Raw genomic sequence first — 11,219 nt, 5'->3', positions numbered from 1 at the left:
GTTCGCGCGAAGAAAACGTCAAAACGAAAGCTGGAGTCCGGGTTCCATTGCTCCGCACAAATAAACCCGGCGGCTTGTGATCTGCTTCACATTTACCCCCGCGCGCCCGTGTTTCCCTTGAGCAGGGCATCCCGAGGTCGCGCAATGATTTACAGCGGTTTTGAGATCAAGTCGTTTGAGGTGGGGAAGGGGCAATGGCACGCCAGGATTCAACGGATCGATCAAAGGCCGGTCGTCATCGATGGCATTCTGTTTCCGATGCTCGACATCGGCTTTGCGTGGTCCGATCCGGATGCGGCGATCGCCGACGCGAAGAAAACTATCGACCGGTTCCCACAGCGGTCTGGCATGACACTGCCGGTGGCCGAGGTATCGGCGTGACCGGTAACGTGGTGGTCGCCGTCGTCCCGCAATGCGAGCCGGATCCGGTCTGGCCGGCGCAGGTCAGAACCAGCTGCCCGGAATGCGCCGCGCCGCTGTCGCTGCTGCGGGTCATTCCCGGCCGCGCCGCCGACTACTGGACCATGCGTTGCGACGGCTGCGGCGGCATCCATCTCGACATCGTCGACCGGCCGCGGGCCTGAGGCCCACCAACTCTCACCACGCACACCGTGCACCTCTCCCGCTTGCGGGGGAGGTCGGATCGCATCGAAAGATGCGATCCGGGTGGGGGCTCTCTCCACAACGCGACTCGTGTGTTCAACCGGCATGATTCCCGACATTTTGGACCGGCATGATCCCCGACAGTTTGGGTTAAGCGGTCTGTTCGCCCGGTTCGCGCAGCCCCTCACGAGGCGGAGCGAACCGGGTGAACAGGCCGCGGCGGTCGATGAGACCGACGTCGAGGTCGCAGAAGCGGACGACGTGGTCACCGGTATCGAGTTCGGCGATGCCGACAAGTTCGTTCACCAGCGCCTGACCGATAAAGACGAACTTGCCTTTCCATTTAATCTCCCCATTGCCGCGAACACGGCGGGCCTGGTGATCGGCGTCATACCAGGGGTCTTGCTCGCGATCCGGCATGGTGCGTTGAGATGCTCGATAGGCGTCCTCCGGCGGCCGTTGGCCCAGCGCTTCGTGAGGACGTTCCTTATTGTAATGCTCTCGGAAGGCGTCAAAGCGGGCCTGTTGCTCGGACGCATTATCTGCCGGTGGGCTCGATGTTTGCGCCTTCAAGGTGCGATGCATGCGCTCATGGCGACCGTTCTCCTGCGGCGAGGCCGGACGGATGAAGTGCGGCGTAATGCCGAGCTTCAGCCACCAGACCGACAATGTGGTGAGACCGCCGGCGCCGCGCGAGCCGAACGGCGAACCATTGTCGCAGCGGATTGCCCGCGGCAGGCCATGCTCGCGGAAAGCCCTCTCGAAGCGGGGGCGGACGCCCTCGGTCGTCGGTGCGACGATCTGCAGTTCGATCAGGAAGCGACTGTGGCTGTCAGCCACCGTCAACGGATCAATCCGGCACTGGTCGCGGGTGCGGAACCAACCCTTGAAGTCCACGCTCCACTCGTCGTTCGGCTCCTGCACCGGCGTGCAGGGACGCCGCTGGTCGAGCGGACGGCGGCGGCGCTTCACCGGCGAGATCAGCCCCGCGCGCTTGAGAATGCTCCCAATCGTCGACGCCGCCGGCCAATCGATCTCCGGCGCCTGGCGGTCAAGCAGGGCGAGCAGCTTGCGCGGTCCCAGATAGGGAAAGCGCTGCCGAGCCGCGATCACCTTCTCTGCAATCGCCGCATCGGTCGTTTGTCGGCATTGCTGCGGCGCGTGCGAACGGTCCCTGAACCACTCCGGATCGCCGCTCTGCTTCCGCTGGCGCCATGCGTAAAACGTGTCGCGGCAGATACCGTGACGGCGGCACAACTCCGACACGCTCCAGTTCCCGCTCTCGTACTCCATAAGCATCCGGATACGCTCTTCCATCCGACTGGTCTCTCTGAACGGCATCGTCGGGCCCTCCCGCCGATGCTTCTAGAAACCTGTCGGCAATCATGCCGGTCTAAACTGTCGGGTATCTATCCGGTCTGTACCGTGGAGAGAGCCCCCACCCCAGCCCTCCCCCGCTTGCGGGAGAGGGAGCCGAGTTCCGATGCGGCGGCATCACGGACCGAAGCTCTGCTGACACCCTGCTGTCAGCAGCCTCGCCAACACGCCAATCCAAGCCCCCTTTGCCCTTTTCTCGCTGCCGGACTCGTCCCATATTCGGCGTATGGCGAAGACACCAAACACTCCGAAAAAGCCCGGCAAATCCCCCAAATCCAAGGCGCACCGGCCCGACGTCCAACCGATCGGGCCGGCGCTGGCTGAGCTGCTCAATCCCGCGATCAACCGCGGCGATGCCGGCATGGGTTCGGGCACCGGCCTGCAGCCGCCGCCGGACAATTCCTGGGACCGCCGCGCCGGCGGCGAGGCCGCCGCGCATCGCGCGCGGGCCTCGACGCGCGAGACCGGCGAAGACGTGGCGAGGCGCGATACGACAGGCCTCGGCGAGGCCCCGCAGGCCAATTACGGCACCTCGGCCACCATCCCGACCCTCGATCCGGAGCTGGCGCGGCAGCTTGGGCTGCCGACCGCCGAGGATGACGACGAGGCTCTGGCGCGGCCGCCGCGCAGCAAGATGGAGGCGCTCGGCGTCAAGGCCACCGCCGACGCGCTGGAGAATTTGATCCGCGACGGCCGTCCGGAATTCCGCAAGGACGACGGCTCGACGCGGGTATGGACCCCGCACCGCCCGCCGCGCCCGGAGAAATCCGAAGGCGGCGTGCGCTTCGAGATCAAGTCGTCCTACGAGCCGAGGGGCGACCAGCCGACCGCGATCGCGGAGCTGGTCGAAGGCATTGAGCGTAACGACCGCACCCAGGTGCTGCTCGGCGTCACCGGCTCGGGCAAGACCTACACCATGGCCAAGGTGATCGAGGCGACGCAGCGCCCCGCCATCATCCTCGCGCCCAACAAGACGCTGGCCGCCCAGCTCTATGGCGAGTTCAAGAGCTTCTTCCCCGATAACGCGGTCGAGTATTTCGTCAGCTATTACGACTACTACCAGCCGGAAGCCTACGTTCCGCGCACCGACACCTACATCGAAAAGGATTCCTCGATCAACGAGCAGATCGACCGCATGCGCCACTCGGCGACGCGTGCGCTGCTCGAGCGCGACGACGTCATCATCGTCGCTTCTGTCTCCTGCATCTACGGTATCGGCTCGGTCGAGACCTACACCGCGATGACGTTCGCGCTGAAGAAGGGCGAGCGCATCGACCAGCGGCAGTTGATCGCCGATCTCGTGGCGCTGCAATACAAGCGCACCCAGGCCGAGTTCACCCGCGGCACCTTCCGCGTCCGCGGCGACGTCATCGACATCTTCCCGGCGCACTATGAGGACCGCGCTTGGCGCGTGAACCTGTTCGGCGACACCGTGGAGAATATCGAGGAGTTCGATCCGCTCACCGGCCACAAGCAGGACGAGCTCGAATTCATCAAGATCTACGCCAACTCGCACTATGTGACGCCGCGCCCGACGCTGGTGCAGGCGATCAAGTCGATCAAGAGCGAGTTGAAGATGCGGCTCGACCAGCTCAACGACCAGGGCCGCCTGCTGGAAGCGCAGCGGCTCGAGCAGCGCACCACGTTCGATCTCGAGATGATGGAAGCGACCGGAAGCTGCGCCGGCATCGAGAACTATTCGCGCTACCTCACCGGGCGGCTTCCCGGCGAGCCGCCGCCGACGCTGTTCGAATACGTGCCCGACAACGCGCTGGTGTTCGCCGACGAGAGCCACGTCACTGTGCCGCAGATCGGCGGCATGTTCCGCGGCGACTTCCGCCGCAAGGCGACCTTGGCCGAATACGGCTTCCGCCTGCCCTCCTGCATGGACAACCGCCCGCTCCGCTTCGAGGAATGGGACATGATGCGGCCGCAGTCGGTTGCGGTGTCGGCGACGCCGAGCGGCTGGGAGCTCAACGAGTCAGGCGGCGTGTTCGTCGAGCAGGTGATCCGCCCGACCGGCCTGATTGATCCTCCCGTCAATATTCGCCCTGCGCGCACCCAGGTCGACGACCTCGTCGGCGAGGTCCGCGCCACCGCGCAGGCCGGCTATCGCTCGCTGATCACGGTGCTGACAAAACGCATGGCGGAGGACCTCACCGAATATCTGCATGAGCAGGGCATCCGCGTCCGCTACATGCACTCGGATATCGACACCATCGAGCGCATCGAGATCATCCGGGACCTCCGCCTCGGCGCCTTCGACGCGCTGGTCGGCATCAACCTGCTGCGCGAGGGCCTCGATATCCCCGAATGCGCGCTGGTCGCGATCCTCGACGCCGACAAGGAAGGTTTTTTGCGCAGCGAGACCTCGCTGATCCAGACCATCGGCCGCGCCGCGCGCAACGTCGACGGCAAGGTGATCCTCTATGCCGACCAGATGACCGGCTCGATGGAGCGCGCCATCGCCGAAACCAACCGCCGCCGCGAGAAGCAGGTCGAGTACAACGAGGCCCACGGCATCACGCCGGAGAGCGTCAAGAAGTCGATCGGCGACATCCTCAACTCGGTCTACGAGCGCGACCACGTGCTGGTCGAGATCGGCGACGGCGGCATGGCCGACGACGTGATCTCGATCGGGCACAATTTCGAGGCCGTGCTGAGCGACCTCGAAACCAGGATGCGCGAGGCCGCCGCCGATCTGAACTTCGAGGAAGCCGCCCGCCTGCGCGACGAGGTCAAGCGGCTGCGCGCCACCGAGATGGCCGTGGTCGACGACCCCACCGCCAAGCAGCGCAACGTGCAGAAGCAGGCCGGCGCCTATGCCGGCACCAGGAAATACGGCGACGCCGCCAACCTGCCGGTGGCCGCGCTGAAGAACAAGACCGCGCAGACCTCGATCAAGGCAAGCCGCGGCGGCAAGTCCGGCTCACGGGTGCACAAGCCCGATCTGGACGAGATGCACGGCCCGGAATCACTGCCCTTCCGCCCGAGCGGCGCGCTGCCGGCAAAACCGTTCGGCACGACGAGCCGGATCATCCAGCCGACCGACTCGCGGCAGTCGGGGCCGGAGTTCGGGCCGGCGCCGCGGAGCAGCGGAGGTGCCCCGGGGAAGCGGGGTGGGTGGAAGAAGCGGTAGAGCCATGACGCGCGCCGAGATTCTCACATTCCTGAGGAAACACCGGCTCGCGGTCGTCAGCACCGTTAACAATGGCGCGCCGCAGGCGGCCGTCGTCGGCATCGCCGTCAGCGACGACCTCGAGATCATCTTCGACACCCTGACCACCTCGCGCAAATACCAGAACCTGCTCGCCGATCCTCGTGCCGCGCTGGTGATCGGCTGGGACGCCGAGCAGACCGCGCAGGTTGAAGGCGTAGCTGATTTTCCAACCGGCGCGGAGCTCGATGCGTGCAAGCAGGTCTATTTCGCAGCGTGGCCCGATGGGCCAGAGCGCGAGACGTGGCCGAATATCGGATACGTACGGGTGCGGCCGACGTGGGTGCGATTTAGCGATTTTGGTGCGGTGCCAGCGCGGATCGAGGAGGTCGAATTAGGGTAGATACGTGGCGCTAGAAATTTAGTTCGGTTGCGCTACGCTACCCCCATGAAACTCGGCTTCGAAGAATCACAAACCTCTTACACCAGCGGCTCGCAACGCGCCCGTACCTGGACGGAGGCCTGGGTCAAGACTTGGGCATATTGTCCGCACTGCGGCAATGCAAAGATGTCGCAGTTTCCCAATAACAGTCCGCTGGCCGACTTCCTATGCGGATCGTGCAGCGAGGAGTTCGAACTCAAGAGCCAGAAGCGAAGGTTTGGCCCGAGTGTCGCTGATGGCGCATACAAGACGAAGTGCGAGCGTCTCGCGGCAAGCAACAATCCGAATCTTCTGTTGATGAATTACGACCTGAAGACGCTCGCGGTCGTCGATCTGTTGATCGTCCCGAAACACTTCTTCGTACGAGACATTATCGAAGAGCGGAAGCCGCTCAAGGCGACCGCTAGGCGCGCTGGCTGGATCGGGTCCAATATCCTGCTCGGAAAGGTCCCGGAGTCGGGAAAAATCCATATCGTCCGAAACGGCGTCATACGTGACAAGGAGCTGGTTCTTGCCGAATGGCAGAAGACGCTGTTTCTGAGAAGCGAGTCGCTGGAATCGCGCGGCTGGCTTCTCGACGTCATGAAATGCGTGGAGTCGCTGGGTAAGCGCGACTTTGCGCTTGACGAAGTCTACGCCTTCGAGCGTCATCTCGGCGATCTGTATCCGGGCAACCAGAATGTCCGGCCGAAGATACGCCAACAACTCCAGTATTTGCGTGATCGCGGATTCATCGAGTTCCTGTCGCGAGGCAATTACCGACTGAAATCGTGAGGGCAACCATGGCCTGGTTTCTGAACTTCTATCGATGCGCGCGCTGCAAGAAAATCTGGACTGACGAGTGGTCTTGCACTTGCGACGACGATTGCCCGCATTGCGGCGCGCGGCATATGTCACCGTTCAACAGCGAAGACTTGACCGAACTTGTCGCGCAAGAAGGTGATGAATTCGTCGCTATTCGGTCACCGGCCTCAGCCGAGCTTGGTCCGGATTATCGCGAACTGGGTCGGTTTCCGACACGTGCGCAAGCGGAAGAGTTTCTGGCATCGACTGATTCTACTTAGGTGTGGGAACGTCTCGCGTGCTCAGTTCACGTGGAACGCCGGATGATAGCTGACATCCCCTTGGGCGGCTCGCCTTCCAGCACCAGAAGTACGTGCTCGGCGCGCCGCCATAGGTCAGCAGCTTGATGGGTTTCGCTGGGCTCTACCCTCCTACGAGCTACGCCGCCGTCAATCCTCGCTGAATTGTTCGGCTTTTCAGAATTTAACTTGACACCTGACCCAACTCAGATGTTCAATGCTCCCGTCTCACCCGATCGAGGGGCGCTTCGCGGTCGTCACGAACGCGGTGTGGGATGCGGTGGACGCCGAGCGTGGTGCTGACGAGAGTACGCAAAGCGGACGGTGAAGTCGTGTGGTCCCGACGCCCTAGTGGCAGGTGTCCCCTTGTAAGACGCAATTGCGTTTTGTGAAGGCGGTGACAAACAAGCCAAGTCTCGCCGGGGAGAGCACGAAGTAAGCCGTAAGCCATCGCGCAGGGAAAGCCGGGTTGTTTCCGGTTCACCTGTGGTCCTACCCCCGAGCTTTCTACCCATTGCTCGGGGCCCATGGGTGCGATCGGCACCCGGCTTTCCCTGCGCCCTCTGCAAGAGAGGGTGAGACGAAGAGCAAAGCTCGGGCAATTCGTGTCGCGAGAATGCGAAGGCGCGTCCCCACCACATCTGTCATCGCCCGGCTTGACCGGGCGATCCAGTACGCCGCGGCCATTCGGCTCAAGCACCGGCGTCTCTGGAATACTGGATCACCCGCTTTCGCGGGTGATGACACCGTACAAGCTGTTTGACATGTAAATCGGAATCTCATCGTCGTCCTGGCGAAAGCCAGGACCCATTACCCCAAATCTCGATTGCTGCGCGACACTGGGGCCACGATCCCGCTCATCACCAAATGCGGTGGTTATGGGTCCTGGCCTTCGCCAGGACGACAGCGGAGGGTGTCGCGCGGCTATGCTCTACCCCGACCGCCTGTTGCTGGTGTTCTGGATCAGATTGCCGTGCGCGGCCTGCTCGCGGATGTTGTGCTTCTCGTCGTCGCGATGGCCCTTGGTGGTGTCGAGGGGAACGCCGGGGGCGCTGCCCGGGCCCTTGTGGCTCTGGTTGTCGGCGGGAACGGGCTGGATGTTTCCAGTCTTTGGTTTCGTCATCATCGTCTCCGTTACGCAACGAGACAACGCCGCCGATGCGGGCGGCGTTCCCGGAACGTAACTTCACGTTCCGGAAACGCGGCTTCACAACGGATCGTGCTCTACAGCTTCTCCTGCTGCGAGGGCTGCGCCTGGCGCTGCTGTTGCTGACGTGCTTGCTCCTTGGCGTGATGGCGGCCGTAGAGGCAGCCGGCGGCGGCGCCGAGTACGCCGTGATGGCCGGCATAGTGGCCGGCGACACCACCGACGACCGCGCCCTTGATGCAGCCCTTGGCGTCGGCGGGCGACGTGGCGGCAAGCGCAGTGGCGGCAATGACGGACGCGAGAACGATCGATTTCATGATGTGGCTCCAATGCAATGCTGCCGCATCAACGGCGAAGCGGCCCCGCCGGTTCCCGCCCCCGTCTCTACAGAAAAAGCGCTGCGGATTCCTCCGGATCATGCTCTAAATGCCACCGCATTGCGGACATCGCGTTTCAGAAACATGCGTAAATCGAAGATTGCCCTCCTCGCGCCGGCACTTTGCGCGGCGATCCTCCTCATCGCGAGCCCCGCCCGCGCACAGGACAAGGACCGCGCCCTGCTTTCGACATTCTGCGCGGCCGCCAACATCAAGGGATCGGCCTGCACGCGGGCAACATCCTATCCGCACGGCGAAGGCCGAGCCTGCGACGTCAAGCTGACCGAGGAGCGCTATGCCGGACGCTTCCTCGCTGATCATGCGCTGCTTGTCGTCAACTATGAAAGCGAGTGCGAGCCACACGCGACCGATTTCGGCGGCGTCGCGTTGTTCGAGCAGGGCGGCAAGACGGCCCGCTTCATCCGCTTCCTGCCCGGCGCGCAGGGCCATGACTGCATCGTGACGCCTAAGGACGAGCGGCAGGATGCGCTGATCTGCGCGGTCGGTCACATGGGCCAGGGCATCCTCGAAAGCGCCGTGGCGCGGTTGGCGTTTTCCCAAAAGTCCGGCAAGCGCATCGAGATTGCGCCCGACTTTTTGATGAGGGCCGAGGATGCGGTCAGCGCCTATGGCTCCAACGTCGTGATGTGCAACGAAGGGCCGAAATATTTCGGCCTCTCCAACCTCGCCGCCGGCCCGCGCCAGAACACCGTGGCAGTCGACGTCGACTATGCCGACGACGAGACCATCCGCACCGCCTGCGGCGAGGGCTTTCCGAAGCCGAAGGAGCTGTACCACGACCTGCTGCCCGGCGAGGCCTTCGTGCCGGAAGGCTATGAGAAGAAGAAGCGGTTCATCATCGACCTCGTGACCGGCAAGGCCGCGCCGTCGGATTAAAGCCACGCCGTCGGATGAGATGCCGCGCCATAACGGCCGCCGGGAGCGGCGCGGCGCCCCGCATGGATTTGCGCCACAATGCACGCGCAAGTTGCCGAACCTAATCGCGTTTCGCGCGTCAAACATGTGGTTGATTGTGGAACGCTTCGGTTCACAATGTGAGCCGAGGGCGAGTCGGATGGAACCGGCGGAGTCGATCATGGGCGAGGATTTGAACCGGCAACGTATCCTGAACTTCCTCGACGTCTATTATGCCGGCGGCATCGAGGGCGCGCTCGAGCACTGCAGCGACGACGTCGCCTTTCTCGCCAATGCGCCGATCGACATCCTGCCGCATATGGGCCAGCACCGCGGCAAGCCCGCGCTGCGCCAGATGTGGACCACGATCCACGAGCGCTATTCCGAGATGCGCTACGAGGCGCCGATCGTGGTGGCCCAGGGTGACCGGGTGGCGGCGCAGCTGCGCGTGTTCTTCCGCAAGCGCCACAACCGGCGCGTGGTGCAGTTCGACGTCGCCGTGTTCTACACGCTGCGCGACGGCAAGATCATCGAGATCCGCGAGATCATCGACACCTACGACCTGATCCAGCAGGTGCTGGAGCGCGATCTCGCCGCGGCGCTGCTCGGCCAGAACGCGGAGTAGTCCCGAAAGCCAGAGAAGATCCCGGCGCCGTCAGGCACGCAATTTTGCACGCCGGCGTTGAACCTCGAAGGCCCGGCAAAGACCTATCACTGGGCTTGTTGCGGTCGGGGCTGAAATCACCATGAAAATCGCATTGCTCGCTGTGCTTGGTCTTGCACTGGGCGCCCTTGGCGGCGCCGCGCTCGGCATCGGCGCCGGGCTCAGCTGGATCGGACTGGCCCGAACCTCGGGCATCGACAGCGGAACGCTGGTGTTCTTCACCTTCATGCCGCTCGGCGCCGCGATCGGCGGTGTCGGCGGCGCGCTGCTGTTCGCGGTGGTCGCGATCCGCGACGCCGAGATCGTGATCGAGCGGCAGCCGGTGCGGCAGCGCGACCGCTGAATTGCGAAAGCGAATCTCACTCGTTACGTAAGGTGAGCACGCACGTCAGGCTCCCTCCCCCCTTGCGGGGGAGGGTTGGGGAGAGGGGTGAGTCCCGGGCGAGACGGTCGACGTCAGCGTCGATGTTGCAATTCCAGCCCCGCATCGTTGAGATGCAATTTGAGAGAGATTGCCGAGTGGCCACCCCTCTCCCTAACCCTCTCCCGCAAGGGGGGAGGGAACCCTGCCGCCGGTGCGTCCCTCACTGGCCCGCCTGATGCGCCAGCAGGCGGCGGTCACATTCCGGTAAAATTCCGCGCAATTGTGCATTGCAAAAATGTCATTTGCGTTTTCGCCCTTCCGGACTATTTCAGGCAGCAATAGCGATGTGCAGCAACCTGGCGGGCGTCGGCGCTGACCTCCTGCCATTCGTTTGCTTTGAAACTCCAGTTTCCAGGACCAGATCAAAATGACAGAGCACAGCCTCTGGCGTTTTTCGCGCGCGTTGCATCGCGCGATCAACGAACGCCAGCTTGCAGACGTCGAGCCGCTGCTCGATGACGAGGTCGAATGGGCCATCTATGGGCCGATCGACCTGTTTTCCTTCTTCGGCTCGCGCCGCGGCAAGGCCGCGGTCCTCGAGGTGATCAAGCAGATCGGTGAGAACCTCAGGGTTCACCGCTTCGACCGGGAGTCCATCATGCTGGGAGCGGATACGGCGGCTTCGATGCTGCGCTATTCGCTGACGGCCCTGGACTCCAACAAGCCGATCTCGCTCCGGATCGCGCATTTTGCGCAGTTCAAGGCCGGCAAGCTCACGAGCTTCCGCGTCCTGGTCGACAGTTTCGACCTGGTCGAGCAGACCGTCGGCTATCCGATCCACCTGCCCCGGATCGCGGTCTAACGCCGCCCCCGGCTTCACGCCTTCGTCATGTCCGGGCTCAAGCGCGAAGCGCGCCTTCGCGTTCGGCGCTCCGGGCGGCACGCGGCCGGTTTTGCCAGCCCCGAACCGGCCGCACGGGGACGCCTTGTGGGCGCGCTCGCGCTCGTCCCGGACATGACGATCACATTGGCGGTCACATTGGCAGTCACTTGCGATCACGCCGCTCTCACTTGCCTCCAGCGGCCCGTTG

General features: G+C 63.7%; 13 protein-coding genes. 10 read left to right on the top strand and 3 right to left on the bottom strand.

Annotated elements, in window-relative coordinates:
* The first annotated feature begins 144 nt into the window (after nucleotides 1-144).
* Together V5279_RS08565 and V5279_RS08560 are read left to right on the top strand one after the other, a co-directional pair.
* The gene (locus V5279_RS08565) at nucleotides 145-381 is read left to right on the top strand and encodes a hypothetical protein (protein WP_166298891.1); all 237 of its coding nucleotides are present in this window, start codon (nucleotides 145-147) and stop codon (nucleotides 379-381) included.
* On the top strand, nucleotides 378-584 hold the full coding sequence (locus V5279_RS08560) for a hypothetical protein (protein WP_249817996.1): 207 nt from the start codon (nucleotides 378-380) through the stop codon (nucleotides 582-584). The genes V5279_RS08565 and V5279_RS08560 overlap by 4 nt, the downstream gene beginning before the upstream one ends.
* A 169-nt stretch (nucleotides 585-753) precedes the next feature.
* On the opposite strand, the gene V5279_RS08555 is transcribed toward V5279_RS08560, so the two are convergent.
* Entirely contained in the window at nucleotides 754-1,944 is a 1,191-nt protein-coding gene (locus V5279_RS08555) for an integrase core domain-containing protein (RefSeq protein WP_166203831.1), read from the bottom strand.
* A gap of 262 nt (nucleotides 1,945-2,206) precedes the next feature.
* Here V5279_RS08555 and uvrB point away from each other — a divergent pair, with 262 nt between their 5' ends.
* Genes uvrB through V5279_RS08535 form a run of 4 tightly spaced genes read left to right on the top strand, consistent with a single transcriptional unit; the run spans nucleotide 2,207 to nucleotide 6,643 of the window.
* Nucleotides 2,207-5,119, top strand: coding sequence for an excinuclease ABC subunit UvrB (gene uvrB, locus V5279_RS08550; protein WP_338696420.1), 2,913 nt, complete (start codon nucleotides 2,207-2,209; stop codon nucleotides 5,117-5,119).
* Between the two features lie 4 nt (nucleotides 5,120-5,123).
* Nucleotides 5,124-5,540: a pyridoxamine 5'-phosphate oxidase family protein gene (locus tag V5279_RS08545; protein ID WP_338696419.1), complete on the top strand. Its 417-nt coding sequence runs from the start codon at nucleotides 5,124-5,126 to the stop codon at nucleotides 5,538-5,540.
* 45 nt (nucleotides 5,541-5,585) lie between these two features.
* Complete coding sequence (locus V5279_RS08540) at nucleotides 5,586-6,353, top strand: DpnI domain-containing protein (protein WP_338696417.1); 768 nt, start codon at nucleotides 5,586-5,588, stop codon at nucleotides 6,351-6,353.
* Between the two features lie 8 nt (nucleotides 6,354-6,361).
* A complete protein-coding gene (locus tag V5279_RS08535) occupies nucleotides 6,362-6,643 on the top strand; it encodes a hypothetical protein (RefSeq protein ID WP_338696414.1) in 282 nt (93 codons plus the stop codon).
* Nucleotides 6,644-7,592: 949 nt separating this feature from the next.
* On the opposite strand, the gene V5279_RS08530 is transcribed toward V5279_RS08535, so the two are convergent.
* Together V5279_RS08530 and V5279_RS08525 are read right to left on the bottom strand one after the other, a co-directional pair.
* A complete protein-coding gene (locus tag V5279_RS08530) occupies nucleotides 7,593-7,784 on the bottom strand; it encodes a hypothetical protein (RefSeq protein ID WP_338696412.1) in 192 nt (63 codons plus the stop codon).
* 101 nt (nucleotides 7,785-7,885) lie between these two features.
* A complete protein-coding gene (locus V5279_RS08525) occupies nucleotides 7,886-8,125 on the bottom strand; it encodes a hypothetical protein (protein ID WP_338696410.1) in 240 nt (79 codons plus the stop codon).
* 144 nt (nucleotides 8,126-8,269) lie between these two features.
* Here V5279_RS08525 and V5279_RS08520 point away from each other — a divergent pair, with 144 nt between their 5' ends.
* The 4 genes from V5279_RS08520 (at nucleotide 8,270) to V5279_RS08505 (ending at nucleotide 10,990) form a co-directional block, all read left to right on the top strand.
* Nucleotides 8,270-9,082 (top strand): hypothetical protein, encoded by an 813-nt coding sequence (locus V5279_RS08520; RefSeq protein ID WP_338696408.1) that lies wholly within the window; start codon nucleotides 8,270-8,272, stop codon nucleotides 9,080-9,082.
* A 199-nt stretch (nucleotides 9,083-9,281) separates the two neighbouring features.
* On the top strand, nucleotides 9,282-9,725 hold the full coding sequence (locus V5279_RS08515) for a nuclear transport factor 2 family protein (protein ID WP_338696406.1): 444 nt from the start codon (nucleotides 9,282-9,284) through the stop codon (nucleotides 9,723-9,725).
* 121 nt (nucleotides 9,726-9,846) lie between these two features.
* A complete protein-coding gene (locus tag V5279_RS08510; protein ID WP_029083491.1) occupies nucleotides 9,847-10,107 on the top strand; it encodes a hypothetical protein in 261 nt (86 codons plus the stop codon).
* A gap of 448 nt (nucleotides 10,108-10,555) precedes the next feature.
* Nucleotides 10,556-10,990 (top strand): nuclear transport factor 2 family protein, encoded by a 435-nt coding sequence (locus tag V5279_RS08505; RefSeq protein WP_029083492.1) that lies wholly within the window; start codon nucleotides 10,556-10,558, stop codon nucleotides 10,988-10,990.
* Nucleotides 10,991-11,219 lie beyond the last annotated feature (229 nt).

Source organism: Bradyrhizobium sp. 26S5, assembly GCF_036923295.1.
Lineage (GTDB): Bacteria > Pseudomonadota > Alphaproteobacteria > Rhizobiales > Xanthobacteraceae > Bradyrhizobium > Bradyrhizobium septentrionale.
This window is presented reverse-complemented; position numbering and strand designations above follow the sequence as displayed.